This is a genomic window from Dysosmobacter sp. Marseille-Q4140 (assembly GCA_018228705.1).
Taxonomy (GTDB): domain Bacteria; phylum Bacillota; class Clostridia; order Oscillospirales; family Oscillospiraceae; genus Oscillibacter.
Genome location: CP073694.1, coordinates 2,722,394 through 2,746,759, shown reverse-complemented (window position 1 = coordinate 2,746,759; position 24,366 = coordinate 2,722,394). Strand labels below are relative to the sequence as shown.

Annotated in this window: 28 protein-coding genes; 9 read left to right on the top strand and 19 right to left on the bottom strand. The window is 64.0% G+C overall.

Annotated elements, in window-relative coordinates; all coding sequences use genetic code 11:
- Positions 1-35: 35 nt before the first annotated feature.
- The 10 genes from mraY to rarD form a co-directional block, all read right to left on the bottom strand.
- On the bottom strand, positions 36-1,022 hold the full coding sequence (mraY, locus tag KFE19_13555; protein ID QUO39639.1) for a phospho-N-acetylmuramoyl-pentapeptide-transferase: 987 nt from the start codon (positions 1,020-1,022) through the stop codon (positions 36-38).
- Positions 1,023-1,639: 617 nt separating this feature from the next.
- Positions 1,640-3,088 carry a UDP-N-acetylmuramoyl-L-alanyl-D-glutamate--2,6-diaminopimelate ligase gene (locus tag KFE19_13550; protein ID QUO37393.1) on the bottom strand — a complete coding sequence of 483 codons (1,449 nt, stop codon included), beginning with the start codon at positions 3,086-3,088 and terminating at the stop codon, positions 1,640-1,642.
- A gap of 129 nt (positions 3,089-3,217) precedes the next feature.
- The gene (locus tag KFE19_13545; protein ID QUO37392.1) at positions 3,218-5,686 is read right to left on the bottom strand and encodes a PASTA domain-containing protein; all 2,469 of its coding nucleotides are present in this window, start codon (positions 5,684-5,686) and stop codon (positions 3,218-3,220) included.
- A gap of 113 nt (positions 5,687-5,799) precedes the next feature.
- A complete protein-coding gene (locus KFE19_13540; protein ID QUO37391.1) occupies positions 5,800-6,366 on the bottom strand; it encodes a hypothetical protein in 567 nt (188 codons plus the stop codon).
- Positions 6,367-6,417: 51 nt separating this feature from the next.
- On the bottom strand, positions 6,418-7,365 hold the full coding sequence (gene rsmH, locus KFE19_13535; GenBank protein ID QUO37390.1) for a 16S rRNA (cytosine(1402)-N(4))-methyltransferase RsmH: 948 nt from the start codon (positions 7,363-7,365) through the stop codon (positions 6,418-6,420).
- A gap of 6 nt (positions 7,366-7,371) precedes the next feature.
- Positions 7,372-7,815 carry a division/cell wall cluster transcriptional repressor MraZ gene (mraZ, locus tag KFE19_13530; GenBank protein QUO37389.1) on the bottom strand — a complete coding sequence of 148 codons (444 nt, stop codon included), beginning with the start codon at positions 7,813-7,815 and terminating at the stop codon, positions 7,372-7,374.
- Positions 7,816-8,194: 379 nt separating this feature from the next.
- On the bottom strand, positions 8,195-8,719 hold the full coding sequence (locus tag KFE19_13525; GenBank protein QUO37388.1) for a hypothetical protein: 525 nt from the start codon (positions 8,717-8,719) through the stop codon (positions 8,195-8,197).
- Between the two features lie 5 nt (positions 8,720-8,724).
- Positions 8,725-9,213 carry a pantetheine-phosphate adenylyltransferase gene (gene coaD / locus KFE19_13520; protein QUO37387.1) on the bottom strand — a complete coding sequence of 163 codons (489 nt, stop codon included), beginning with the start codon at positions 9,211-9,213 and terminating at the stop codon, positions 8,725-8,727.
- Positions 9,210-9,779, bottom strand: a complete 570-nt coding sequence (rsmD, locus tag KFE19_13515; protein QUO37386.1) for a 16S rRNA (guanine(966)-N(2))-methyltransferase RsmD — start codon at positions 9,777-9,779, stop codon at positions 9,210-9,212. Before rsmD ends, coaD begins: the two co-directional genes overlap by 4 nt.
- A complete protein-coding gene (gene rarD / locus KFE19_13510; protein ID QUO37385.1) occupies positions 9,770-10,669 on the bottom strand; it encodes an EamA family transporter RarD in 900 nt (299 codons plus the stop codon). The genes rsmD and rarD overlap by 10 nt, the downstream gene beginning before the upstream one ends.
- A 235-nt stretch (positions 10,670-10,904) precedes the next feature.
- Between rarD and KFE19_13505 the strand changes: the two genes are divergently transcribed.
- The 3 genes from KFE19_13505 (at position 10,905) to KFE19_13495 (ending at position 13,715) form a co-directional block, all read left to right on the top strand.
- Complete coding sequence (locus tag KFE19_13505; protein QUO37384.1) at positions 10,905-11,255, top strand: Asp23/Gls24 family envelope stress response protein; 351 nt, start codon at positions 10,905-10,907, stop codon at positions 11,253-11,255.
- 16 nt (positions 11,256-11,271) lie between these two features.
- Positions 11,272-12,963 carry a DAK2 domain-containing protein gene (locus KFE19_13500; GenBank protein ID QUO37383.1) on the top strand — a complete coding sequence of 564 codons (1,692 nt, stop codon included), beginning with the start codon at positions 11,272-11,274 and terminating at the stop codon, positions 12,961-12,963.
- Positions 12,964-13,133: 170 nt separating this feature from the next.
- On the top strand, positions 13,134-13,715 hold the full coding sequence (locus tag KFE19_13495; GenBank protein QUO37382.1) for a LysE family transporter: 582 nt from the start codon (positions 13,134-13,136) through the stop codon (positions 13,713-13,715).
- 53 nt (positions 13,716-13,768) lie between these two features.
- Here KFE19_13495 and KFE19_13490 read toward each other — a convergent pair whose 3' ends face one another.
- The 3 genes from KFE19_13490 to KFE19_13480 form a co-directional block, all read right to left on the bottom strand.
- Positions 13,769-14,353 (bottom strand): hydrolase, encoded by a 585-nt coding sequence (locus KFE19_13490; GenBank protein ID QUO39638.1) that lies wholly within the window; start codon positions 14,351-14,353, stop codon positions 13,769-13,771.
- 71 nt (positions 14,354-14,424) lie between these two features.
- The gene (locus KFE19_13485; GenBank protein ID QUO37381.1) at positions 14,425-15,105 is read right to left on the bottom strand and encodes a DUF2461 domain-containing protein; all 681 of its coding nucleotides are present in this window, start codon (positions 15,103-15,105) and stop codon (positions 14,425-14,427) included.
- Between the two features lie 108 nt (positions 15,106-15,213).
- Positions 15,214-15,855, bottom strand: coding sequence for a ferritin-like domain-containing protein (locus KFE19_13480; GenBank protein ID QUO37380.1), 642 nt, complete (start codon positions 15,853-15,855; stop codon positions 15,214-15,216).
- Between the two features lie 193 nt (positions 15,856-16,048).
- Here KFE19_13480 and KFE19_13475 point away from each other — a divergent pair, with 193 nt between their 5' ends.
- Together KFE19_13475 and KFE19_13470 are read left to right on the top strand one after the other, a co-directional pair.
- On the top strand, positions 16,049-16,789 hold the full coding sequence (locus KFE19_13475; GenBank protein ID QUO37379.1) for an ATP-binding cassette domain-containing protein: 741 nt from the start codon (positions 16,049-16,051) through the stop codon (positions 16,787-16,789).
- On the top strand, positions 16,789-17,712 hold the full coding sequence (locus KFE19_13470; protein QUO39637.1) for a SufD family Fe-S cluster assembly protein: 924 nt from the start codon (positions 16,789-16,791) through the stop codon (positions 17,710-17,712). Before KFE19_13475 ends, KFE19_13470 begins: the two co-directional genes overlap by 1 nt.
- A 66-nt stretch (positions 17,713-17,778) precedes the next feature.
- Here the strand turns inward: KFE19_13470 and KFE19_13465 are convergent, their stop codons facing one another.
- Entirely contained in the window at positions 17,779-18,051 is a 273-nt protein-coding gene (locus KFE19_13465) for a helix-turn-helix transcriptional regulator (GenBank protein ID QUO37378.1), read from the bottom strand.
- A 115-nt stretch (positions 18,052-18,166) separates the two neighbouring features.
- Between KFE19_13465 and KFE19_13460 the strand changes: the two genes are divergently transcribed.
- Genes KFE19_13460 through KFE19_13450 form a run of 3 tightly spaced genes read left to right on the top strand, consistent with a single transcriptional unit; the run spans position 18,167 to position 19,636 of the window.
- A complete protein-coding gene (locus KFE19_13460) occupies positions 18,167-18,346 on the top strand; it encodes a hypothetical protein (GenBank protein ID QUO37377.1) in 180 nt (59 codons plus the stop codon).
- Positions 18,347-18,406: 60 nt separating this feature from the next.
- Positions 18,407-18,916 carry a M48 family metallopeptidase gene (locus KFE19_13455; protein ID QUO37376.1) on the top strand — a complete coding sequence of 170 codons (510 nt, stop codon included), beginning with the start codon at positions 18,407-18,409 and terminating at the stop codon, positions 18,914-18,916.
- Positions 18,917-18,928: 12 nt separating this feature from the next.
- Positions 18,929-19,636, top strand: coding sequence for an IMP cyclohydrolase (locus KFE19_13450; GenBank protein QUO37375.1), 708 nt, complete (start codon positions 18,929-18,931; stop codon positions 19,634-19,636).
- 46 nt (positions 19,637-19,682) lie between these two features.
- Here the strand turns inward: KFE19_13450 and KFE19_13445 are convergent, their stop codons facing one another.
- The 3 genes from KFE19_13445 to KFE19_13435 form a co-directional block, all read right to left on the bottom strand.
- A complete protein-coding gene (locus KFE19_13445) occupies positions 19,683-20,798 on the bottom strand; it encodes an anion permease (protein ID QUO37374.1) in 1,116 nt (371 codons plus the stop codon).
- 118 nt (positions 20,799-20,916) lie between these two features.
- Positions 20,917-21,474, bottom strand: a complete 558-nt coding sequence (locus KFE19_13440; protein ID QUO37373.1) for a biotin transporter BioY — start codon at positions 21,472-21,474, stop codon at positions 20,917-20,919.
- 129 nt (positions 21,475-21,603) lie between these two features.
- Positions 21,604-22,176, bottom strand: coding sequence for a uracil-DNA glycosylase (locus tag KFE19_13435; protein QUO37372.1), 573 nt, complete (start codon positions 22,174-22,176; stop codon positions 21,604-21,606).
- Positions 22,177-22,294: 118 nt separating this feature from the next.
- Here KFE19_13435 and KFE19_13430 point away from each other — a divergent pair, with 118 nt between their 5' ends.
- On the top strand, positions 22,295-22,822 hold the full coding sequence (locus tag KFE19_13430) for a putative ABC transporter permease (GenBank protein QUO37371.1): 528 nt from the start codon (positions 22,295-22,297) through the stop codon (positions 22,820-22,822).
- Here KFE19_13430 and KFE19_13425 read toward each other — a convergent pair.
- Together KFE19_13425 and KFE19_13420 are read right to left on the bottom strand one after the other, a co-directional pair.
- Positions 22,819-23,340 carry a GNAT family N-acetyltransferase gene (locus KFE19_13425; protein QUO37370.1) on the bottom strand — a complete coding sequence of 174 codons (522 nt, stop codon included), beginning with the start codon at positions 23,338-23,340 and terminating at the stop codon, positions 22,819-22,821. The genes KFE19_13430 and KFE19_13425 overlap by 4 nt on opposite strands.
- Before the next feature lies 1 nt (position 23,341).
- Complete coding sequence (locus KFE19_13420) at positions 23,342-24,277, bottom strand: lysophospholipase (protein QUO37369.1); 936 nt, start codon at positions 24,275-24,277, stop codon at positions 23,342-23,344.
- Between the last annotated feature and the right edge of the window lie 89 nt (positions 24,278-24,366).

The window sequence follows — 24,366 nt, the reverse complement described above, 5'->3', positions numbered from 1 at the left end:
GACCTTCCCTCCTCTCCCTCAAAATATCAAATGGTTCAATAGCGGCCCGCGGCGCCGAAGTACGCCAGCACGCAGCACACCACCGTCACCAGGGAAAATACCGTCACCAGCTTCGCCTCGCTCCAGCCGGACAGCTCCAGATGGTGGTGCAGCGGCGCCATCTTGAAAAAGCGCTTGCCGTGGGTGGCCTTGAAATAGCCCACCTGGATGATGTCGGACAGGGTCTCCAGAATGTAGATGATGCCCACAGGAATCAGGATCAGGGGCATATCCATGGAGAAGGCCAGGGCCGCCACGGCGCCGCCCAGAAAGAGGCTGCCGGTATCGCCCATAAAGACCTTGGCGGGGTGGTGGTTGTAGACAAAGAAGGCCGCCAGGCCTCCGGCCATGGCCGCCGGGAACAGCGCCCCGGCGCCGCCCGCGCTCCAAAGGTACCCGGTCACAGCGAAGAACACCATCACCACAAAGGTGACGCTGCACGCCAGGCCGTCGATGCCGTCCGTCAGGTTCACGGCGTTGACGCAGCCCACGATCACGAAGGCGGCGAACACCAGATACACGATCCAGTTGATCTCCACGCTGACGTTCAGGAAGGGGATGTACAGGTGGTTGCTCAGCAGCCCCTCATAGCGCATCAGGCACAGGAACAAAATCGCCGCCGCCAGCTGCAGCACGAATTTCTGCTTGGCGGTGAGGCCCTCGTTCTGGTGCTGGCGGACCTTGCGGTAGTCGTCCACAAAGCCGATCAGGCCGAAGATCAGGGCGAACAGGTAGACGTACAGGTGCACAAACACCCCGTCCAGCATGTTCCCCCAGCCCAGAATGAATACGATCACCCCGGCGCCCAGAATGAACATGATGCCGCCCATGGTGGGCGTGCCCGCCTTGGACATATGCCAGGTGGGACCGTCGGCGCGGATCTCCTGCCCGGCCTTGAGCTTGCGCAGCTCCGGGATCAGAAAGCGGCCGATCACCAGCGTCAGCACGAAGGCCAACCCTGCCGCGATGATGGATTGTGTCATAGTTCTCTCCCTCTCCTTGCCGGGCACACCCCCGGCGCTTTTGTATGGGCGGACACCCGGCGGTCGCTTTCCCGCCAGGTACTCCGCCGCGATCTCCCGCTCATCCATGTGGTGCTTCACATGGTTGATGCCCCACAAAATCTCCGATTTTGCGGGGCCCCGCATTGGACTCAAATCGGCCGAAGTGAATCCGGCCGATTTCAAGGGTTTGCCTCCGGCAAACCGCTTGACGCCGGACTTCCGGCGCTCAGGCCTTTTGCAGGTACTCCGCCACGATCTCCCGCTCATCCATGTGATGCTTCACATGGTTGATGCCCCACAAAATCTCCGATTTTGCAGGGACCCCGCATTGGACTTAAATCGGCCGAAGTGAATTCGGCCGATTTCAAGGGTTTGCCTCCGGCAAACCGCTTGACGCCGGACTTCCGGCGCTCAGGCCTTTTGCAGGTACTCCGCCACGATCTCCCGCTCATCCATGTGATGCTTCACATGGTTGATGCCCCACAAAATCTCCGGTTTTGCGGGGACCCCGCATGGGGCGCAAATCGCCCGAAGTGAATTCGGCCGATTTCAAGGGTTTGCCTCCGGCAAAACGCTTGACGCCGGACTCCCGGCGCTCAGGCCTTTTGCAGGTACTCCGCCACGATCTCCCGCTCATCCATGTGATGCTTCACATGGTTGATCTCCTGGTAGGTCTCGTGGCCCTTGCCGCACAGGGCGATCACATCGCCGGGCAGAGCGTGGTCCATGATCCAGTGGATGGCCTCGATCCGGTCCTCGATGACCACGTGGGGCGTGTCGCTGCCCTCCAGACCCGGCAGGATGTCGGCGATGATGTCGCCGGGCTTCTCGGTCCGGGGATTGTCGGAGGTCACCACCACGAAGTCGGCGATGTCCGCGGCGATCTTTCCCATCTTGGGCCGCTTGGTCCGATCCCGGTCGCCGCCGCAGCCGAACAGGGCCACGGTGCGGCCCTTGGCGAAGCCCTTCACGGCAGTGAGGACGTTTTCAAGACCGTCGGGGCTGTGGGCGTAGTCGATGAGGATGGTGTAGTCCTTGCCGGGGGTGGGGACCACCTCCACACGCCCCTTCACGTGGGGCACCCGGCTGAGAGCGTCGGCGCTCTTCTCCAGGGGGATCCCCAGAGCCAGGGCCGCTCCCAGCACATCCAGCGTATTATATACCATAAATCCGCCGGGAATGCCAACGGAAATGGGGACGCGCTCCGTTTTCGTCACGGCGTCGAAGGCGATGCCCTCGGCCCCCAGGACGATGTTCTCCGCCCGCAGGTCCGCCGGGGCCTTCTCGGCGTAGGTGACGAGGCGGCAGGTGGCCTCCGCCGTCAGCCGTCCGGTCCAGGGGTCGTCGGCGTTGACCACACCCACGGCGCAGTGCCGGAACAAGATGGCCTTGGCGTCGCAGTAGGCCTCCATGGTCTTGTGGAAATCCAGGTGGTCCTGAGTCAGGTTGGTGAACACACCCACGTCGTAATGCACCCCGTAGACCCGGTCCAGGGCCAGGGCGTGGGAGGAGACCTCCATGACCACGTGGGTGCAGCCGACGTCCCGCATCTGGGCGAAGAGCCGCTGGACCTCGAAGGACTCCGGCGTGGTGCGCTCCGTGGGGATCACCTCCGCGCCGATCATGTTCTGGTTGGTGCCGATCAGCCCCACCTTGGCCCCGGCCTCCTGCTCCAGAATGGCCTTGAGGAGGTAGGTGGTGCTGGTCTTGCCGTTGGTGCCGGTGACGGCTGCCATGGTCATGGACGCGGCCGGGTGACCGAAGAAGTTGGCGCCGATCACCGCCAGGCTCCGGCGGGAGTTCTCCACCTGGACATAGGGGATGGCCCCGTCCGCCGGGGGCTCCTCACAGACCACCGCGGCGGCACCGGCGGCGGCCGCCTTCCCGATGAAGGCGTGGCCGTCCACGGCAAAGCCCCGCATGGCCACAAACAGGTCGCCGGGCTTTGTGGCGCGGGAGTCGTAGCTGACGTTGGGGATCTCCAGATCCAGGTCTGCCGCGGCGGAGAGGACCGGAATGTCCTTCAATAGCTCTCTGAGTTTCATGATGCAGCGCCCCTTCTCTCTCGTTTCGGCGCCCCGCCGGGTGAAGCCGGGGCTGCCGCATCCATTATAGACAGTGTGTTTTGGATTGTATACGGCGGAAAGTGCCAAAAAATATGCAGAAACTGCCCCTCAGTCCAGCACGGAATTGTCGCCGAACTGAACGGTGACCACGGTGCCCGCATCCACCTCCGTGCCGGCGGCGATGTCCTGGGAGATGGCGTGGACATTGCCGGAGCTGGTGGAGGTGGCGCCGGCCACCTTCATGATGAGTCCCGCATTGGCAATGGCCTTGTTGGCCTCGGAGGCGGACTTGCCGATGACATTGGGCACGGTGCAGGGATCGTCCGGCTTCTCCTGGCCCAGATACAAAATGATAGTGGCGTTGTTGGGAACGATGGCGCCGCCGGCCGGGGTCTGATCGGTGACGGTGTCGCCGTCTCCCACAGTGCGGCAGGAAAAGCCTGCCTTCTCCAGCGTCTCCTTGGCAGCGGAGGCCGCCTTGCCAACCACATTGGGCACGGAGGCGTCGGCGCCCACCAGTTCATCGGCGCTATACTCCGGCTCCACGCCCAGGTACGGCAGAATATCGCTCATGATGGAGCTGGCAATGGGGGCCACCATGGTACCGCCGAACACGGCGGTGCCGGTGGTACGGCTGGGGGTGTCCATGGTCAGCAGCATGATGACCTGAGGATCGTTCGCCGGGGCAAAGCACATAAAGGAGACCACCACGTCGTTGGTACCGGTCTTGTCGGCGGTGCCGGTCTTGCCGCCGATACGGTAGCCGGCCACCTGGCCGTTGCGGCCGCCGCCGCTGGCCACCACGTACTCCAGGCACTCCCGCACCGTGGCGGAGGTCTCCTCGCTGATCACCTGGCGGGTGGGCGTGGCCTGATGCTGCTGGATGACGTTGCCGTCCTGGTCCAGGATCTGCTTTACCACGTAGGGCGTGTAGAGATAGCCGCCGTTGATGCAGGCGGACTGGGCCCGGATCAGCTGCAGAGGCGAGATGTTGAAGGTCTGGCCGAAAGAATAGGAGGCCAGGGACACCACGCCGGTGTTGAAGGTCTTTTCACTGGCGAAGAGGCCCGTCTCGATCTCGGCGGGCAGGTCCACGCCGGTGGACTCCATGAAGCCGAAAGACTTGAGGTACTCGTAATAAGTCTTGGTGCCGATCTTCAAACCCATGGAGATGAAGGCCGGGTTGCAGGAGTTTCCGGTGGCCTCCTTCAGGGTCTGGACCCCATGGCCGCTGTGGTTGGAGCAGTAGATGGGCTTATACCAGCCCTCCACACGGGTGGATCCGGTGCAGGTGAAGGTGCTGGACAGGCTCACCAGTCCTTCCTCCAGGGCCGTGGCCAGTGTCACGGGCTTGAAGGTGGAGCCGGGCTCGTAGGTGTCCTGATAGCACTTGTTGCGCCATTGTTTGTACTGGGCGGAAATCTTGGCGTCAGACACAGCCGCCTTGTAGGCATCCTCGTCGGCGTAGGTATCGCGTTTGCTCTCCAGCTCCGCCAGCGTAGCGTCCAGATTCTCCTGAAGGGTCTGGTCATAGATGGTGCTGTAGCTGTTCAGATCGTAGTTGGGATAAGAGGCCATGGCCAATACGGCCCCATCCAGGGGGTCCATGACGATGCCGGTGGCGCCGTTGGCAGGATCGAACTTGGCGATCATGCTCTCCAGGCCCTTTTCCAGATAATACTGGATGTTGCGGTCCAACGTCAGCACCAGGTCGCCGCCGTCCTCGGCGTCGTAATACTGCTCGTACTGGAACAGCAAGGGCTGGTTATAGTTGTCCTTGGCGGTGACCGTCAGGCCGGTGGTGCCCTGGAGGACGCTGTCGTACTTGGCCTCCAGCCCGTAGGCACCCACGTTGTCGGCGTTGATGAAGCCGATGACGTTGGAGGCCAGGGTCCCGTAGGGATAGTACCGTTTGGTGTCCGAGCGCAGGTAGATGCCCCGCAGCTTGGTGGGGCTCTGGGTGGGATTGGAGATGAGGACGGTCTTGCCGTCGTCGTTGACGGTGGTCAGCTGGTTGCCCTCGTCGTCGATCTCGCCGTTGATGAAGCGGCGGACCTCGTCGGCCACGTCCTGCTCCGCCTTCTCGGCCACCACCTTGTACTGGGACTTCACGTCCTCCATCTTCTCCAGCAGCGTGGATTCGTCCACTCCCAGGATCCGGCTGAGTCCCCGGGCGATGTAGGACTGGTCCAGCACCGCCGGCGCCGTGTAGCTCACACCGTCTTCGGCAGCCTTCTCGGCGGCCTCCTTGATGGCATCCTCCTGGGCTGTCACAAAGGCGTCGATGTCCAGGGGCGAGAGAAAGATGGTCTCCGCCGTGGCGGAAACCGCCAGCACGTTGCCGTTGGTGTCGTAAATGGTACCCCGGGAGGCGCTGATGACGGTGCTGTCGGTCTGCTGGTTGATGGCGGTGGCCCGGAGGGTCTCGTGCTGATTGATCTGGATGTCATAGAGCTTGAAAAACAGCACCACAAAGGCCGCCACGCCCAGCAGCACCATGATCAACATGGTACGGCCCCGGATGACCTGATTGGCCCGCCGGGCAGCGTCGCTTTTTCTTCTGGGTGAATGTGCCATAGAAACGGTCTCCTCCCGCTCCGGCGGCTGCTCCGCCGGTCCGCAATACCAAAGCAAGGAGTAAGAAGTCCGCCTTCTTACTCCTCACTGACTGATCCATTATAGTGCGCGGCTCAATCGAAATATTCCACCACGGCATAGATCCCGTGGTTCAGGGACGTCAGCAGGCGGCTGAGGACGCCCGGCTCCTCCTGCTGGTAGACCACCGCGCTGTCCCCGTCGGACAGGTCCACATAGTAGATCTGGCTGTTGCTGGGCTTGCTCATGCCGACGGCCTCCGCCGCCTCCTTCACGGTATCCAGGTCGAACATCTCCTCATGCTGAGCGGTCAGGGAGACATTCTCCGTTTTCAGCTGGCTCAGCTGGCTCTGGAGGGACACCATGTCTGCCGACAGGGCGGTGAGCTGGATGTAGCTCATCAGCACCAGCACCGCCAGCGCCGCCACGGCGCCGAAGCCCACCACGGACAGAAGGGACAGATGCTGCCGCTGACGGACACGGGTCTGAGCAATCCTGCGGACCTGGGGCTTTTCCGCCGCCTGGGCGGCTGTCTGATGCCGCGGCGTCTCGCCGGCATGACGGAGGGCACGCTCCCGGACTTCCAGGTCCAGATTATAGGCCAGATCGCCATAGACGGCATTCCGGCTGTTATAGCGCAATTCACGGGCCGCAGATGCCACGGCAGCTCCTCCTCTCCCAGCTCTTCACACACAGACGGGGCTCGTCCCCGGTCAAAGATCGAATGGGTCGCATTTCTCCGCCACGCGCAGCTTGGCGCTGCGGGCGCGGGGGTTGTCCGCCAGCTCGGCCCCGTCGGCCACAATGGGCTTGCGGGTCACCAGACGGATTTTGGGTTTGTTGCCGCACACGCACACCGGGAACTCCGGCGGACAGGTGCAGCCCTTGGCCAGATCCCGCAGGGTCTGCTTGACGATGCGGTCCTCCAGGGAGTGGAAGGTGATCACCGCCAGCCGTCCGCCGGGATTGAGCCCGTCCACCGCCGATTGGAGCATGGGCGGCAGGGCGTCCAGCTCGCCGTTGACGGCGATGCGGATGGCCTGGAAGCTGCGCTTGGCCGGGTGCTGCTTCTCCCGCAGCGCCGCCGGCGGCATGGCGCTCTTGATGATCTCCACCAGCTCCAGCGTGGTGGCGACGGGCGCGGTCTCCCGGGCCCGGACGATGGCTCTTGCAATGGCGGGGGCGTAGCGCTCCTCGCCATACTCCCACAGGATCCGCCGCAGCTCCTCGCCGCTCCAGGTGTTCACCACCTCATAGGCGGTCAGGGGGGCGGAGGTGTCCATCCGCATATCCAGCGGGGCGTCCTGCATGTAGGAAAAGCCCCGGGCCCCGTCGTCCAGCTGCGGGGAGGAGACGCCCAGATCGAACAGCATTCCGTCGGCGCCGGCGACGCCTGCCTCGCGCAGGACGCCGCCCAGCTCCGAAAAGTTGCTGTGGACCAGCGTCACCCGGTCCAGGTACGGCGCCAGACGCTCCTTGGCCGCGTCAATGGCCGCCATATCCCGGTCGATACAGATGAGGCGGCCGGTGGTAAGCCTTCGGGCGATCTCCATGGAGTGCCCAGCGCGCCCCAGCGTACCGTCCACATAGACCCCGTCGGGTCGGATACGCAGTGCTTCGATACACGGTGCCAGCAGCACCGGCTTGTGGGTGTATTCCATACCGCGTCACCCGCGGCTGCGGCGGCTGCGGACCAGGGCGTCCATGGCGGCGGCCATGTCCTCGCTCTCCAGCATCCGCTGCTCCCGCTCGGTCCAGGCGGCCTCGTCCCAGATCTCCGCGAAGGAGTTGAGGCCCACGATGGTGGCGGTCTTTTTCAGTCCCGCGTGCTTGCGGAGATTGGCGGGGATCAGCACCCGGCCCTGGGCGTCCGGCTCACACTGGACGGCGTTGGCGTACAGCAGCGTCAGGGCCCGGACCTCGCTGTAAGAGAGGTCGTCGGTATCCTCGGACATCTGCTCCCACTTGGCCTGGGGATAAATACTCAGGCAGTGCTCGGCGCCGATGGTGATGAAGAAGGTGTCTCCCAGCGCCTCCCGCATGGAGGCAGGGATGACCAGGCGGCCCTTGGAATCGATGCTGTTGTTGGACTTTCCCAGCAGTCTTGCCACGGCGGCCGCCCCCCTTTTCCCCGTTTTTTGGGCGGGGTCTGCGCCTCTTTGGCACAAGGGCACACTAATTACCCACTTTTCCCCACCACATGGTTTGAGTATAAGCGAAAAAAGCGGGGATTGCAAGCAGTTTTTTCCGACGGAAATCCCAGCAAACCCGTTGTTTTTTCCTATTTTTGGCCTAAAAAGCCTCATTTGAAACAGGTGTTCGACGAGCGTTTGGAAGTTTACGTAAAATTAAAGGCGTCCGCAGGCACAAGATGTTGTGCCTGCGGACGCCTTTTTAGAAGATCGCCGCAAAATCTAGGTTTTAAGAAAAAAGTTTCAAGAAAACCTTCGTCGTTTTTTACAAAATTTTCAGGATTATGGTCGACCTGGCTCAGCCGCCCGTCTCCTCCTGCTCAGGAGCGCGGCCCTCCAGCTTTTCCCGCTGCTCCTGCATTTTGGCGGCGGAGGCGCTGCGGAAGCGGACGCGGGACTGCTGAACCTCCTCCAAAGCGGCCCGGACGGCCTCCTCCGTGCGGGCCAGGGCGTCCTCGGCGTACTCATTGGCCACCTGATAGAGCTGGCGGGAGCGGTCCTCGGCCTTGGCCACGATCTGTCGGGCCTTCTCCTTGGCAGCGTAGAGCACCTCGCTGTCAGAGACCTTGGCCTTGGCGTCCAGCTCGGCCTGGCGCATCATGCGGTCCACGTCCCGCTTGGCCTCCTCCACGAACTTCTCCCGGGCGGTGAGCAGCTCCTGGGCCCGCTTGATCTCCACCGGCAGCTGTGCCCGCAGCTCGTCCAGCAGGTCCAGCAGCTCGTCCCGGTCCACCATGCTCAGGTGGGGCTTCAGGGGCGGCGCCTTGGCATCCTCGATCCGCTCGTAGATCATATCGATCAGGCGATTGACGTCATTGGCCATGTGGCTCATCCTTTCTTATCGATCATTTCCTGCACCAGGGGGATGATGGAGGCGGGCAGATACCGCTCCAGAGGCTGGCGGTAGCGGATCATCTCCCGGGCCATGGAGGAGCTGAAGTGCTGGTAGGCCGGACTGGCCGGCAGCAGCATGGTCTCCAGCTGGGGGTAGAGCCCGCGGTTAATCAGGGCCAGCTGATACTCCACATCAAAATCAGAGGTGTTGCGCACACCCCGCACGATGACGGCGGCGCCCCGGTCCACGGCGTAGTCCGCCAGCAGGCCCGGCCACAGCTCCGCCTCCACATTGGGCAGCTCCGCCACGGCGGCGCGGACCAGCCGCAGCTTTTCCTCGGGGGTGAACATCTGGTTTTTCTTCTCGGCATTGGGGCTGACGCAGACCCAGACCTTGTCAAAGCAGGCGGCGGAGCGCCGGATCAGGTCCAGGTGGCCCAGGGTGATGGGATCAAAGCTGCCGGAGCAGACGGCTGTTCTCATGGGCGTTGTTCCTCGTTCTCTTGGTCTGGCTCCCGGCGGTACAGACTGACGGCGATCTTGCCGTACCGGTACGTACGCCGGAGGCGGTAGGGCGGCGGCAGCGGCGGCAGGCGCCGGTCCGCCGGGTGTTCCGCCACAATTATACCATGTGGGTTGAGAATGTCAAACCTTGTCAGGGTGTCCAGGGCCTGTTCCAGCAGTCCGGACTGATAGGGCGGGTCCAGGAACACCAGATCGAACTTCTCCCGGCCCTCCAGAAAGGCCATGGCCTCCCCGGCCACCACCCGGGCCCGGTCCTGGAGCTCCGTGGTCCGCAGGTTGTCCCGGATCAGCTGCACCGCGTCCGGACGCCGCTCCACGAACACGGCGGAGGCCGCACCGCGGCTGAGACACTCGATGCCCAGCTGACCCGTACCGGCGAACAGATCCAGGACCCGCCGCCCCTCGATGTCGAATTGCAGGGCGCTGAACAATCCCTCCTTCACCCGGTCCGTGGTGGGACGGGTCTCCATCCCCTCCAGCTCCTTGAGCCGGCGGCCCCGGGCGGAGCCGGTGATCACGCGCATGGGACATCCTCCTTCCGATGGCGGCGCCGCTCCAGGGCCCCGGCGGCCAGATACAGCACCAGACCCGTCCAAACGAAGCCGAACAAAATAGCGTGAGTGGCGGTGAACGCCTCCCGGTACAGCAGCACCGACAGCAGCAGCTGCAGCGTGGGGTTGATATACATTAAAATACCGGACAGACTCATAGGTGTGGTCTTCATCCCGGCGGCGTAGAACAGCAGCGGCACAGTGGTCACCGCACCGGATGCCGGCAGCAGCAGCCACTGCCAGCCCTCCAGCACCCCCACGGCGCCGGCGCCCCGGGCGTCCATCCAGAAAATGGCGATCAGCGCCAGGGGTGACACCGTCAGCGTCTCCATGAAGGTGGATACCGCCGCATCGGACTTTACCTTCTTTTTCAGCGCCCCGTAGACCGCGAAGCTGCCGCCCACCACCAGGGCGATCCAGGGCAGCTGGCCCCAGCGGACCACCGCGATCACCAGGCCCGTCAGCGTCACCGCCGCCGCCAGCCATTGCAGGGCCGTCAGCTTCTCCCGGAACACCACCGTTCCCAGCAAAATGGCCAGGATGGGGTTCATATAATAGGCCAGGCTGGCATCCAGCATGTGGCCGTGACCCGCCGCCCAGATGTAGACACCCCAGTTGACGGTGATGGCGCACCCCGCCGCCGCCAGCAGCAGCCACTCCCGCTTTTCCCGCAGCACCGCCCGCACGCCTGCCAGCCGGTCCCTGCGCCAGAGCAGCGCGCCGCCGGTGAGCACCATGGACCACACGATCCGGGTGGCCAGGACGTACAGAGAGTCCACATCCGCCAGCAGCTTCCAAAACGCCGGCATCACGCCCCACAGCACATAGCAGGCCAACACGCACAGCGGCCCTCTCTTTTCCACGGCAGTGCACCTCCTCCCCGCTGAAGCGGGAAATCCTTTGTAGTCAGAAGTCTATTTTACGGCAAACTCTCTCTCATTTCAATAGAAATCCGCCGGAAGGTCCGTCATCTCTTTTTTATACTTGTACTTTGCGGCTGAATCGTATATAATAAAGTTCCAAAAATACGGACGCCCGGCTCCGTTTCGGGGCGGGCCATCCTTCTCCGCCACTTAAGGGGAAAGAAAGGACGTTCTCATGATTCAATTCCATTCTGAACAAGGTGAGATCTCCGTCAGCAGCGCCGTGTTCTCCAACATCACCGGCATGGCGGCTACCAACTGCTACGGCGTCAAGGGCATGGCATACCGCTCCATGACCGACGGTCTGGTCCATCTGCTGCGCCGGGAGGCCATGAGCAAGGGCGTCAGCATCACCTATCACGACGACAACTCCATCTCCATCGAGCTCCACATCATCGTGGAGAACGGCGTCAATCTCCCCGCGGTGTGCCGTTCCATCATGAACGAGGTCCGCTACGTCGTCACCAAGAACACCGGCGTGCCCGTCAAGGCAGTGGACGTGTGCGTCGACTCCATGACCCTGTGAGGGAGGAACGAGAGGAATGAACGAACTGATCACCGGCGCGCTGTTCAAGCAGATGGTGCTCCACGGCGCCGCCGCCATCACCGCGCAAAAGCAGGCCATCAATGACCTGAACGTTTTCCCGGTGCCCGACGGGGACACCGGAACCAATATGTCCATGACCATCGGCGCCGCCGTGACGGAGCTGCGCAAATCCTCCCCCTCCTCGGTGGACCAGGCTGCTTCCATCACTGCCTCCGCCCTGCTGCGGGGTGCCCGGGGCAACTCCGGTGTCATTCTGTCCCTGCTGTTCCGGGGCCTCTCCAAGAGCCTCAAGGGCCGGGAATCCGCCGATGCGGCCAGCTTCGCCGCCGCCATGCAGGAGGGCGTGTCCTCCGCATACAAGGCCGTCATGAAGCCCGCCGAGGGCACCGTCCTCACGGTCTCCCGTCTGGCGGCGAAACGGGCCGTGGATGTGGCGGCGGAGGAAAAGGATGTGGAAAAGGTGCTGGAAGAGGCCATTCGGGAGGGCTATGACGCCCTGGCTCAGACGGTGGAGATGAACCCCGTGCTGAAAAAGGCCGGCGTGGTGGACGCCGGCGGCAAGGGCTACCTGCTGATCCTGGAGGGCATGCTCTCCGAGCTGCGGGGCGAGCCCATGCCGGAGCAGACGGAGGAGAGCGAGGAGACCAAGGAGAAGGCCGACTTCGCCTACATGGCGGCGGAGGAGATCACCTTCGCCTTCGACACCGTGTTCATCGTCCGCAAGGCGTCCCCGGACATCTCTCTGGAGCCCCTGCGGACCTACCTCAACAGCATCGGCGACAGCCTGGTCATCGGCGAGGACGACGAGTCCTTCAAGGTCCACGTCCACACCAACATCCCAGGCAGCGCCCTGACCGAGTCTCAGAAGTACGGCACCCTGGAGCTGGCCAAGATCGAGAACATGCGCACCCAGGCCGAGGCCCTGGCCCAGGGCCGGGAGGCCCAGAGCACCGACGATCTGGAGGCCGTGGAGGCGGAGCTGGAGGCCGGCGAGGGCTGCGCGCCCGCCGCTCCCGCGGAGCCGGAGAAGCCCTATGGCTTCCTGGCGGTGTGCGCCGGCGACGGCCTTGCCGCGGTGTTCCAGGACCTGGGCGCCGACGGCGTGGTCTCCGGCGGTCAGACCATGAACCCCTCCACCGAGAGCATCCTGGAGGGCGTGGAGAAAATCCCTGCCGAGACGGTGTTCATCCTGCCCAACAACTCCAACATCATCATGGCCGCCCAGCAGTGCGCCGCCCTGACGGAGAAGAACGTGGTGGTGATCCCCACCAAGACCGTGCCCCAGGGCATCACCGCCATGATGAACGTGGACTTCGAGGCCCCGGACGCCGAATCCATCACCCAGGCCATGACGGAGGCCCTCGCCACCGTCACCACCGCCCAGATCACCTACGCCGCCCGGAACTCCGACTTCGACGGCTTCGACATCAAGGAGGGCGACTACCTGGCCCTGGAGGAGGGCCGCCTCTTCGGCACCGACAGCGATCTCAACGCCCTGCTGGAGCGGCTGGCGGCGGAGGCTGTGGAAAAGGGCGCCTCCTTCATCTCCCTCTACTTCGGCGAGGACGTGTCTGAGGATGACGCCCAGGCGGCCGGCAAGCTCTTCGAGGAACGCTGCCCCCAGGCCGAGGTGGCCGTGCTCTCCGGCGGTCAGCCCGTGTACTACTATATCATCTCCATGGAGTAAGACCGCGTGCAATGCGTGCTCATCTCCCGGGCCTTCCGGCCCGGGAGATTTTTTTGTTCAAATCCGGCGACAGCTCTTGACAAAATACGGAAGCGATGCGTATGATGAAAAAAGCGTCTGTCGCATAAAGACGGCGTTAAGAATTTTCAACAAACGGGAGGTCGCCCGCCATGTTCTCCTGGTTCCCCTTTCTCACCTACGCCGTGGTCACCACGTCCACCCCAGGCCCCAACACCCTGATGTCCATGTCCAACGGCACCCAGCTGGGCTTCCGCCGGGCCCTGCCCTTCAACTTCGGCATCCTGGCCGGGTTCTCCCTGGTGATGGTCCTGTGCACCCTGCTGTGCAGCACCCTGTCCGCCATGCTGCCGGTGGTGAAGAAGCCCATGCTGGTGATCGGTGCGGCGTATCTGCTGTACCTGGCCTGGCGGACCTGGCGCCGCAGCGGCGTGGCGGATACCGCCGCCGTCCACAGCGGCTTCCTCTCCGGCTTCCTGCTCCAGTTCATCAACCCCAAGATCTACATTTACTGCATCGTGGCCATGGAGGGCTACGTGCTGCCGGTGTACGCCGGACAGCCCGTGGCGCTGCTGCTGTTCGCCCTGCTGCTGGCGGTGATCGGCTTCTCCTTCACCCTGTGCTGGTCCGCCTTCGGCTCGCTGCTGCGGCAGCTGTTCTCCACCCACGCCCGGGTCATCAACACCTGCATGGCCCTGGCCCTGGTGTGGTGCGCGGTGAAGCTGTTCCGCTGAGCCCCTGCAGCAAAAAAGCCGCCCGGCTGTGCCGGGCGGCTTTTTCACAGTTTTTACAGGGCCTTCATGGCGTCGGCGATGGCTTCCTCGCTGGCGCGCATGGCCTGAAGGGTCTTGTCCATCAGCTCCTCCAGGGGCCAGCCCAACCGCTCGGCGCCCTCCCGGATCACGTCCCGGGAGCAGCCGGCGGCGAACTTCTTGTCCTTGAACTTCTTTTTCAGGGAGCTGACCTCCATGTCCTGGCAGCTCTTGCTGGGCCGCATCAGCGCCGCGGCGCCGATGAGCCCCGTCAGCTCGTCGGCGGCGAAGAGGACCTTCTCCATCTCCTCCGTGGGCTCCACATCGGAGCACAGGCCGTAGCCGTGGCTGCACACCGCGTGGACAAAGTCCTCGCCGCAGCCGATCTCCGAGAGCAGCTCCGGGGCCTTCTTGCAGTGCTCCTCCGGCCACTGCTCAAAGTCCACGTCGTGGAGCAGTCCCACCGTGGCCCAGAAGTCCGCCTCGTCCCCGTGGCCCAGGTTCTCGGCGTACCAGCGCATGACGGCCTCCACCGTCAGGGCGTGCTGGATATGGAAATGCTCTTGGTTGTACTTGCGCAGCAGCGCCAGGGCCGCCGCCCGGTCAGGACATGCTCTCATGGTGATCCGCTCCTTTTTCCCAATCATTTTTTGTCAGTATAGCCGCTTTTTCCCGGCTTTGCAACCCCGCCTCACAGCTCCCTGGGGTCCGGGTCCCCCTCCAGGGTAACGAAGTAATCGTAGTAGGGCAGCAAAAACCCATACCCCTCCTTCAGCCGCTCCGCGATGGCCCGGGAGAACAGCTCCTCCGTCAGCTTCTCCTCATGGCAGATGGAAAAGCTCTTCATCCGGTACCAGGGCTCCAGCAACGGCGAGGGCGCCGCGGAGCGGGGGCGCTTGTAGTCCTCCGTCTCCAGTGCGAACTCCGTCTGCCGTGCCAGCTTCCGGGTCAGCGCCTCCATGGTTTTGGGGTCCCGGTCGATCCGGGCGCGGAGCTTGGCCATGGTCAGGGGACGGGGCATATAGTACCCCATGCCGTAGGTCCAGTCCTCCGGCCCCAGCTCGAACCAGAAGGTGGGCCGGGCGGTCCATTGCTCCGAGGGCTGCTCCACGCAGAACCACAGGTGGTCCTTGTAGGGGCCCCGGCCGTGGAGCCGCCGGGCGTCCCGATAGATGCGGGTGGTCTTGGCGATGAGCCCGTACTCCGGGCGCCTGTCCGCCAAAAAGTCCCGCAGCTCCTCCCCCAGGGCCCGCATGGGCTGGTAGAAGCTGCGGAGATACGTCTCCTTGTGGGCCTCGAACCAGGGCTTCTCATTGTTGAAGCGGATGCCCCACATGAAGTCCACGGTCTCGTCGGTAAATCCGGTAAACATGCCGTTCCTCCCGTTGGATCTGAAAATTCGGCATTTAGTATACCACACTTTTCTCCGCAGGAAAAGAGGGTGGAGGCCGCTTTGGACGGTCCCCACCCTCTCTGCCCCTCACAGGCTCTTTTGCAGCAGGCACAGCAGGGCGTCCGCCTGCCGGTAGGACGCCTCCCCCAGCTCCGTCAGCAATCGCTCCAGGCAGGGGGCCGTGGTGCTCTCCGCCGCCCGCAGGTAGTTCATACCGTTGCAGGCTTCGGCGTGATACCGCTCCCGCACCGCCGCACACCAGCGGCCCAGGCAGATCCGGCCGCACTCCACCGCAGGCCGGTAGCACTCCCCGGTGATGAGATAACAGGCCGCCATCAGCTGCCTTGCGGCGCAGCCCGCCTCCTCCGCCAGCTGGCGGACCTGCTGCCGGGCAAAGGCCGGAGCCTGCCGGCTGAGGGCCAGATAGTGCCGCCGGTCCGCCAGCTCCACCTCAATAAAGCCCTCCAGCACCTCCAGCAGCTCCTCCGCGGCGGTGCCCATGCAGCAGGGGTCCGGCTCCGCGCCGGGCAGCTGCCCCTCCGGCACTTCCGGAAGGGGCGTGCTCTCCATGGCGGGCACCGCCGGACCCTGGGCCGTCCGCAGCTCCGCCAGGCGCTTTTCCGTCTCCTTCATATCCGGGTAGGGTTCCAGTCCCGGCGCCACCCGCTGCCACACCCGGTCGTACTGCCGGTAGTCGTAAGACGCAGGGGTATGTAGATTCTGTTCCATAGAGGTCCCTCCTTTTCCCTTTAGCATATGCGCGGGAAAACATTTGGTGACTGTTGCAAATGCAACCCATACAAATTCCCTCCCCGGGTTAAAATAGCCTTGGAAAAAAGCGGCCCCGCGTTGCTTTTTCCAATTCCTTCTGGTAAACTAGAGTAGTTACGACCATATACGCCAGCAAAGGAGGTTCCAAACGATGCTGGAACTGAAACATATCAGCTACACCGTCCGGGAAGGTGAGGAGGAGCTGGGCATCCTCCGGGATATCTCCCTGACTCTGGACGACCACAAACTGGTGGTCTTTACCGGCCCCAACGGCGGCGGTAAGACCACTCTGGCCAAGATCATCATGGGCCTGGTGAAGCCCACCTCCGGCCGGATCCTCTGGAACGGCCAGGACATCACGGACCTGGGCATCACGGAGCGGGCGCGGCTGGGCATCAGCTACGGCTTCCAGCAGCCCCCCCGCTTCAAGGGCATCACCGTCCGCAAGCTGCTCAACGTGGCGGCGGGCAGCCAGAAGCTGACCAAGGACCAGTGCTGCCAGTACCTGACCAAGGTGGGCCTGTGCGCCAACGACTATCTGGACCGGGAGGTGGACGTGTCCCTCTCCGGCGGCGAGGTCAAGCGCATCGAGATCGCCACCATCCTGGCCCGGGGCAGCCAGCTGATGATCTTCGACGAGCCGGAGGCGGGCATCGACCTGTGGTCCTTCGCCCGGCTGACGGAGACCTTTGAGCAGATCCACGCCGCCGGCACCGCCACCATGATCATCATTTCCCACCAGGAGCGAATCATCTCCCTGGCCGACGAGGTCATCGTGGTGGGCGACGGCGAGCTGCGCCACCGGGGCACGCCGGAGGAGATCCTGCCCCAGATCCTGTCGGACACCCTGTCCGGGTGCCCTGTTCTCACGAAAGAAGGTGTTTTGAGATGATGGATACACAGGTGGACCGGGAGCTTCTGGAGAAGATCGCGGACCTGCTGGGCAAGCCCGTGGGCGCGTTCAACATCCGCAAGGACTGCGGCTGCGACGGCCGGGAGTCCACGGAGCACATCAAGATCGACAACCGGACCGACGGAAAGAGCGGCATCGATATCCGCGTGCTGGACGGCACCGTGGGCGAGACGTGCCACATCCCCGTCATCATCACCCAGCCCGGCATCCAGGAGACGGTGTACAACGATTTCTACATCGGGGAGAACTGCGACGTGGAGATCGTGGCCGGCTGCGGCATCCACAACTGCGGCGACCAGGAGTCCCGCCACGACGGCATCCACACCTTCCACGTGGGCAAAAACTCCAGGGTCCATTACAGCGAGAAGCACTACGGCGAGGGCGACGGCAAGGGCGGCAAGGTCTTCAACCCCCAGACCATCGTATATCTGGAGGAGGGCGCCTCCATTCAGATGGACACGGTCCAGATCCGGGGCGTGGACTCCACCAAGCGGGACACCAAGATCGTCTGCGCCGCCGGCAGCGAGGCGGTCATCACCGAGCGGCTGCTGACCCACGGCGACCAGGTGGCCGAGAGCAACATGGAGATCGACCTGGAGGGTGAGGACGCCAAGTGCCGGGTGATCTCCCGGTCCGTGGCCCAGGACCACTCCTCCCAGGTGTTCTACCCCCGGGTGGTGGGCGACGCCAAGTGCTTCGGCCATGTCCAGTGCGACTCCATCATCATGGGCGAGGCCAAGATCCGCTCCATTCCGGAGATCACCGCCAACTGCACCGAGGCCCAGCTGATCCACGAGGCCGCCATCGGCAAGATCGCCGGGGACCAGCTTTTGAAGCTGGAGACCCTGGGCCTGACCGAGGAGGAGGCCGAGGACTGCATCCTCAAGGGCTTCTTGGCATAAAAGAGTACGACGAAGCGGCAAAAAAGGAGACCCGAACGGGTCTCCTTTTTTATGATGCCGGGGCAGTCAGCGCCGTCCTTCCGCGTCCTCTGCCTCGCCGGGTGCCGGAAGAGCGGTCACCGCACTCCCCTCCGGAAGGTCCGGGTCGATCAGGAAAAGGTCGCTGGGCGTACATTCCAAGACCTGACATAGGATCTCCACTGTTTCCAGGCGGACACCTTTCGTCTTATTCTCCAGGAGGCGGACCAGGTTTTGATAGCTCATCCCCGTTTGCTTCCAAAGCCAGTACCGGCTCTTTCCCCTCGCGTCCAGGACTGCTTGAACGTTAAAGTGAATCATATTGTCTCTCCATTATCTAATGTGCTAATTAGATAATATGTAAATTCACTCTTTACATACCTATGCTATAATACATATAATGTATACATTAGATATCGTATAAGGGGAGAGCGCTATGCCTGATTGGAAAGCGATGTATCTATCTTTGATGCGTGACACGGAAAAAGCCATACGGATTTTAGAAGAGGGACAGCAGAAATGTGAAGAAATGTATTTGCGGGATACGGGGCCAACGCTTCATACCCTGCCCCGTTTGACCTCTGACAGAGCAAAAAAAGACGACCAACCCCTCTGACCGCCCCGCCTGTCCCCCGCCCCACTTGCCTTTTTTCCCCATCTGTGCTATGGTCTTTCCATGGAAATCTACGAATTGATCCGCTCAGACCGCCGGACCCTGGCGGTGGAGATCACCCGGGACGGCCGGGTGCTGGTCCGCGCGCCCCGGCGGCTGTCCCAGGCGGCCATCGACGGCTTTTTGTCCCGGCATGAGGCCTGGATCGCCCGGCATCTGGAAAAGCGTCGGTCCGCCCCGCTCCCGCCGGAGCCCACGGCGGAGGAGATCGCGGCCCTGAAGGACAGGGCCCGGGCCGCGCTGCCGGAAAAAGTGGCCCTCTGGGCCCGGCGGATGGGCGTGACGCCCACGGGGTTGAAGATCACCTCCGCCCGGAAGCGGTACGGCAGCTGCAGCGGCAAAAACAGCCTCTGCTTTTCCTGCTTTCTGATGAACTGCCCGGAGAGCACCATTGACCTGGTGGTGGTCCACGAGCTGTGCCACATCAAGGTCAAAAACCACGGCCCGGCCTTCTACGCCCTGCTGGAGCGGTATCTGCCGGATTACCGGGAACGAAAAAAACTTTTGAGATAAGGAGAACCACCCATGGACATCCAGAACCTCTCCCAGCTCCTGAAAGCCAACGCCTACCCCGGCCGGGGCATCCTGCTGGGCCGCAGCGCCGACGGCCGGTACGCCGTGGCGGCCTACTTCATCATGGGCCGCAGTGCCAACTCCCGGAACCGGGTGTTCGTCCCCACGGAGGACGGCATCCGCACCCAGGCCTTCGACCCCTCCAAAATGACGGACCCCAGCCTCATCATCTACCACCCCGTCCGGAAAGTGGGCCGGGGGCTGGTGGTCACCAACGGCGACCAGACCGACACCGTCCGGGACGGGCTGCTGGCGGGCCGGACCTTCGCCTCCGCCCTGCACACCCGGACCTTTGAGCCGGACGCGCCCAACTACACCCCCCGCATCTCCGGCCTGCTGTCCCCCGACGGCAGCTTCAAGCTGTCCATTCTGAAATCCGCCGACGGGGACCCCAGCTGCTGCCAGCGGTTCTTCTACACCTATGACCATCCCCTGGCCGGAGAGGGCCGCTTCATCCACACCTACAAGGGCGACGGCGAGCCCCTGCCCTCCTTCGAGGGGGAGCCGGTGCGGGTGGCCCTGACGGCCCCGGACCCGGAGGCCCTGGCCGACGAGCTGTGGGCGGCTCTGAATGAGGATAACAAGGTGTCCCTCTTCGTCCGCTACATCGACCTCGCAGACGGCACCCACCGGGACGCGATCCGCAACAAGCACCAATAAATCAAAAAACGAGGACGCGCATAACGCGTCCTCGTTTTTGCACTTTTCAGCGGAACAGCACCGCCGCCGCGGCCAGCAGGATCACAAGGCCCGCTGCGTTGGCCAGGGTGAACACCGCCAGGAACCGGCCCGGCCGGGCCTCCCGGGACCGCAGATACAGCTTCAGCGTGATGAGGCTGGCCAGGGAGGCGATGGGCGTGCCCAGGCCGCCGATGTCCACCCCCAGCAGCAGGTCCCGCCAGTTGTCCGTAAACCCGGACAGCAGCACCGCCGCCGGCACGTTGCTGATGATCTGGCTGGTGAGGACGCCGGTCAGCAGCGTGGACCGCTCCAGCAGGGACTGGAGCAGGTCATGGACCGCCGGCAGGCGGCCCAGGTTGCCGGAGACGATGAAAAAGCACACGAAGGTGGCAAGCAGGCCGTAGTCCAGCTTTTTCAGCAGCACCGGCTCCGCCAGGGCCAGGGCCGCCACCACGATCACCGTCAAAATGCCGTAGGGCAGGACGCGGAACACCGTCAGCAGGCACAGCACGAACAGCACACCGTACAGCGCCAGCTTCCGGGGATTGCGCAGGGCCTGGCCGGTGAGCTCCGGCGCGGGCAGCGCTTTGGGCAGCACCGGCGCCGCGGCGGCTGCCAGGCACACCAGGGCAATGCCCGTCAGGGGCAGCACCACCGGGAAAAAGTCCCCCGGCGTCAGCTCATAGGCGGCGTATAAAAACAGATTCTGGGGATTGCCCACCGGCGTGGCCATGCTGCCCAGGTTGGCCGCCACGGTCTGGAGCACCAGCAGCGGCACCGCCGCCCGGCGGCAGCCCAGCTGCTCCAAAAGCAGCAGCGTGAAGGGCACGAAGGTGATCAGCGCCACGTCGTTGGTCACCGCCATGGACACGAAAAAGGGCAGAAGCACCAGGATGATCCCCAGGGCCCTGGGGCCCGGACGCCGCAGCAGCATCTGCTCCGCCAGATACTGGAAGGCCCCGCAGGACTGGACCCCCGCCACCACCGCCATCAGGCACAGCAGCAGGCACAGCACCCGCAGGTCGATGTAGCCGATATACGCCCCGTCCGGCGGCACCAGCGCCATGGTGATCACGGCGCACACCGCCGCCACACACAGTACCGCCTCCCCTTTCAAAAAGGCAGTGATCCGCGTTTTCATCGTTTTCTCCCCCATATTCCGAAAATTTCCACGGACCACCATATCACATCCCGCCGGGGATTACAATTATAAAACGCATAAAAAGCGGCGCCGGACCGGGTCCGGCGCCGTCCTTTTGTTACTTCAGCCGATCCCGCAGCCGGCGGGACAGGGTCAGGGCCAAAGCCATCTTCACAAGGTCCGGGATCACAAAGGGGAGCACGCACATCCCCAGGGCCGCTCCCACGGTGATGGGGCCGCTGGAGCGGGTGTAGAGCACCACGAACCAGGCTGTGCCGAAGGCGTAGCACACCGCCAGGCCCAGCACCATGGCCGCCGCCGACACCGCCAGACGCTCGCCCAGCAGGTCGGTCACCAGCCAGTATACCAGGGGCATGGCCAGAAAACCCAGAATATACCCGCCGGTGGTGCCCAGCAGCGCACCCAGGCCGCCACGGAAACCGGAGAACACCGGAAGGCCCACGGCCCCCAGCAGCAGGTACACTGCCACCGCCCAGGTGCTCCGGCGGCCGCCCAGGACCCCCATGGCCGCGCAGATGGCGAAGGTCTGAAGGGTGAAGGGCACCGGCAGCGGCACACTGATCCAGGCGCACACCGTCATCAGCACGGCGAACAGCGCCGTATAGGCCAGGTCCACCGTTCTCCATTTGCCCTTTACAGCCGTCGTATCTGCCATATTTTCTGCCCCCTGTTCGTCTATTCTGCTGGGCAGTATACCATGGGTGCCGCCTATTGTCAACCATATTTCTTTTTATGGTTTACATTAACTCAAAAACAGCGGGGAGGCGGCGCCTCCCCGTGTGCTTTACGGACCGTCGGGGCCGAACAGCTCCCGGACCTTGGCCTGGATGCTCTTGAGGTCCTCGAAGGTCTCCGGCCGCTTGTTCACATCCCGCAGCAGGGCCGCCGGGTGGTAGATAGCGGTCATCTGGACGCCGCCCCGGGTGAACCACTGGCCGTGCTGGCTGGTGATGCGGAAGTTCTCGTCGATGATGGCCTTGGCGGCGATGCGGCCCAGGCAGATGAGGATCTTGGGCCGCAGCAGGGCCGTCTGCCGCCGGAGAAAGCCGATGCAGGCGTCCTGCTCCACGTTCAGCGGGTCCCGGTTGCCCGGCGGGCGGCACTTGACGATGTTGGCGATATAGACCTTGGTGCGGTCCAGGCCGATGATCTCCAGCATATCGTCCAGCAGCATGCCGGCCTTGCCTACGAAGGGCACGCCCTGCTCGTCCTCGTGCTGGCCGGGGCCCTCTCCCACCAGCAGGATCTTGGCGTCGGTGGCGCCGTCGCCAAAGACCACATTGGTCCGCGTCTGGGCCAGGGCGCAGCCCTGACAGGCCAGGCACTCCTGCCGCAGGCCCTCCCAGGTGTCCGCCATGGGACCGCCTCCCTTCCATCATGCTGATGCGATTATATCACCCCGCGCCCCGCCGCGCAATGGGGGTATGAAGCGCTCCCTTCCGGGAACACTGACGGGGAGAAACGGAGGAATGTGCGTGGGATACTGGCTGTGGGTGTTCTGGACATACAGCTTCCTGGGGTATCTGCTGGAAAAGGGCTATGCCGCCGCCACGGCGTCGCCCCGGCAGACCAGGAAGTGTTTTTTGCTGCTGCCCCTGTGCCCGGTGTACGGCCTGGGAGCCCTGGCCGTGCTGGCGCTGCCGCCGGGCCTCACCGGCACCTTTTGGTCCTTGGCCCTGTGGGGGGCGCTGACCGCCACGGCGGTGGAATATGTGGTCCACCTGCTGTACGACCGGCTGCTGGGAGTCCGGTTCTGGGACTACTCCCAGGTGCGCTGGAACCTCCGTGGGCGGGTATGCCTGCCCTTCACCCTGGCCTGGGGCTTTCTGACCGCGGCGGCCCTGTCGCCGCTCCAGGCCCTGCTGGCGCCGGCGCTGGCGGCCATGCCGCCCTGGCTCACCTATGTCCTGCTGCTGGTGACCACCGCCGACGGCGTGGTCTCCGCCGCGCTGCTGCGGCAGACCGGGGACCCGGAGTGCCTGCGGCTGGGGGCGGCCGCCTAGATCTCCTCCCGGCGGACGCTGTACACCACATGGGGCATCTCCAGGTCGTAATAGTGCTTCACAAGGCCGCCCCGGACCGCCATGCCGTTGCGCTCCGCCACCCGGCGGGAGGGCCCATTGTTATCCCGGATGATGGAGAATACCTCCGCCGCCCCCAGGACCAAGAAGGCGTAATCCCGGCAGGCCCGGGCGGCCTCCGCTGCATAGCCCTGGTGCCAGGCGGCGCGGCGGAAGAGGTATCCCACCTCTAAAACCCGGCGCTCTCCCCACTGCTGCCAGGTGAGGCCGCACTGGCCGATGACGGCGCCGTCGGACTTTCGCACCACGGCCCATAGCCCAAAGCCGTCCCGGCGGTAGCGATCCAGCTGGTTTTGGAGCCAGTCGTCCACTTCCCGGTCGGAGAAGGCGTGAGCGTAGGCGTACATCACCTCCGCATCCTGCAAAATGGCGCACAGGGCCGGGCGGTCCTCCGCCGTCAGCTCCCGCAGCCGCAAGCGCTCCGTCTCCAAAATGATCATATCACGCCTCCGGCAGCTTGCCGCAGAGCCATTGGTACAGGTCCTCACAGACCTGGGGCGCCTCCGCCTCCTGGAGGATCTCGTGGCGCAGCTGGGGGTACAGCTTCACCGTCACATCCCGAACACCGGCACGCCGGAAAGAGGCGGCGGCCCGCTCCACGCCCTTACTACAGTCGCCCACCGGGTCTTCCGCCCCGGAGATAAAAAGGACCGGGGTGTTGAGATTCATCTTTTTCAGGTTGGCCTGCTTGCTGATGAAGGCGATGCCGGAGAGCATCTCCCGGAACAGCCCCACAGTGGGGTCTCCCCCGCACAGGGGGTCCGCCAGGTAGCGGTCCACATTGCCCGGATCCAGACTCAGCCAGTCGAAGCCCGTGCGGTTGGGGGCGAAGCGCTTGTTGTAGGCGCCGAAGGCCAGCTGCATCACCACGGGGCTGGAGTGGTCCTCCCCCACCTTGCGGATCTCCCGGGCGGCAATGGCCCGGCCTGCCGCCACCAGGGCCGGGGGCATCTGGCCCGTGCCCATGAGGATGGCTCCCTGGACCGTGCCGGGATAGCGGATCAGGTACGTCCTGGCCAGGAAGGAGCCCATGGAGTGGCCCATCAGAAACACCGGCACGCCGGGGAACCGCCGCCCCGCCAGCTGCCGCCGCTCATACAGGTCCGCCACCACATCGTTCCAGCTGCCCTTCTTCCCGAAGTACAGCCGGGGACGGCCCTCCGCCACGGAGGTGCCGTGGCCCAGATGGTCGTGGCCCGCCACGGCGAAGCCCCGCTCCGTCAGGTACTCCGCCAGCCCCCTGTACCGCAGGATATACTCTGCCACACCGTGGGACACCACCAGCACCGCCCGGACCGGGCCCTCCGGCACCCACTCCACCGCGTGGATGGCGGTGACACCGTCTGCAGAGGGGAAGGTAAATTCGTATCTCTCCATGGAAAACCGGACCTCCTTGTGATATACTGGGGAAAACGGCCGGGCCGCTCTCCCATTCTGCGCTCTCCTGCCCCTATTTTACCACGCCC

What these genes read in the sequence shown, in the direction of transcription:
- mraY (QUO39639.1), bottom strand. Translation starts at nt 1,022, where the DNA reads ATGACACAATCCATCATCGCGGCAGGGTTGGCCTTCGTGCTGACGCTG.
- KFE19_13550 (QUO37393.1), bottom strand. Translation starts at nt 3,088, where the DNA reads ATGAAACTCAGAGAGCTATTGAAGGACATTCCGGTCCTCTCCGCCGCG.
- KFE19_13545 (QUO37392.1), bottom strand. Translation starts at nt 5,686, where the DNA reads ATGGCACATTCACCCAGAAGAAAAAGCGACGCTGCCCGGCGGGCCAAT.
- rsmH (QUO37390.1), bottom strand. Translation starts at nt 7,365, where the DNA reads ATGGAATACACCCACAAGCCGGTGCTGCTGGCACCGTGTATCGAAGCA.
- KFE19_13525 (QUO37388.1), bottom strand. Translation starts at nt 8,719, where the DNA reads ATGGCCAATGACGTCAATCGCCTGATCGATATGATCTACGAGCGGATC.
- coaD (QUO37387.1), bottom strand. Translation starts at nt 9,213, where the DNA reads ATGAGAACAGCCGTCTGCTCCGGCAGCTTTGATCCCATCACCCTGGGC.
- rsmD (QUO37386.1), bottom strand. Translation starts at nt 9,779, where the DNA reads ATGCGCGTGATCACCGGCTCCGCCCGGGGCCGCCGGCTCAAGGAGCTG.
- KFE19_13505 (QUO37384.1), top strand. Translation starts at nt 10,905, where the DNA reads ATGATTCAATTCCATTCTGAACAAGGTGAGATCTCCGTCAGCAGCGCC.
- KFE19_13500 (QUO37383.1), top strand. Translation starts at nt 11,272, where the DNA reads ATGAACGAACTGATCACCGGCGCGCTGTTCAAGCAGATGGTGCTCCAC.
- KFE19_13495 (QUO37382.1), top strand. Translation starts at nt 13,134, where the DNA reads ATGTTCTCCTGGTTCCCCTTTCTCACCTACGCCGTGGTCACCACGTCC.
- KFE19_13490 (QUO39638.1), bottom strand. Translation starts at nt 14,353, where the DNA reads ATGAGAGCATGTCCTGACCGGGCGGCGGCCCTGGCGCTGCTGCGCAAG.
- KFE19_13485 (QUO37381.1), bottom strand. Translation starts at nt 15,105, where the DNA reads ATGTTTACCGGATTTACCGACGAGACCGTGGACTTCATGTGGGGCATC.
- KFE19_13480 (QUO37380.1), bottom strand. Translation starts at nt 15,855, where the DNA reads ATGGAACAGAATCTACATACCCCTGCGTCTTACGACTACCGGCAGTAC.
- KFE19_13475 (QUO37379.1), top strand. Translation starts at nt 16,049, where the DNA reads ATGCTGGAACTGAAACATATCAGCTACACCGTCCGGGAAGGTGAGGAG.
- KFE19_13470 (QUO39637.1), top strand. Translation starts at nt 16,789, where the DNA reads ATGGATACACAGGTGGACCGGGAGCTTCTGGAGAAGATCGCGGACCTG.
- KFE19_13465 (QUO37378.1), bottom strand. Translation starts at nt 18,051, where the DNA reads ATGATTCACTTTAACGTTCAAGCAGTCCTGGACGCGAGGGGAAAGAGC.
- KFE19_13460 (QUO37377.1), top strand. Translation starts at nt 18,167, where the DNA reads ATGCCTGATTGGAAAGCGATGTATCTATCTTTGATGCGTGACACGGAA.
- KFE19_13455 (QUO37376.1), top strand. Translation starts at nt 18,407, where the DNA reads ATGGAAATCTACGAATTGATCCGCTCAGACCGCCGGACCCTGGCGGTG.
- KFE19_13450 (QUO37375.1), top strand. Translation starts at nt 18,929, where the DNA reads ATGGACATCCAGAACCTCTCCCAGCTCCTGAAAGCCAACGCCTACCCC.
- KFE19_13445 (QUO37374.1), bottom strand. Translation starts at nt 20,798, where the DNA reads ATGAAAACGCGGATCACTGCCTTTTTGAAAGGGGAGGCGGTACTGTGT.
- KFE19_13440 (QUO37373.1), bottom strand. Translation starts at nt 21,474, where the DNA reads ATGGCAGATACGACGGCTGTAAAGGGCAAATGGAGAACGGTGGACCTG.
- KFE19_13435 (QUO37372.1), bottom strand. Translation starts at nt 22,176, where the DNA reads ATGGCGGACACCTGGGAGGGCCTGCGGCAGGAGTGCCTGGCCTGTCAG.
- KFE19_13425 (QUO37370.1), bottom strand. Translation starts at nt 23,340, where the DNA reads ATGATCATTTTGGAGACGGAGCGCTTGCGGCTGCGGGAGCTGACGGCG.
- KFE19_13420 (QUO37369.1), bottom strand. Translation starts at nt 24,277, where the DNA reads ATGGAGAGATACGAATTTACCTTCCCCTCTGCAGACGGTGTCACCGCC.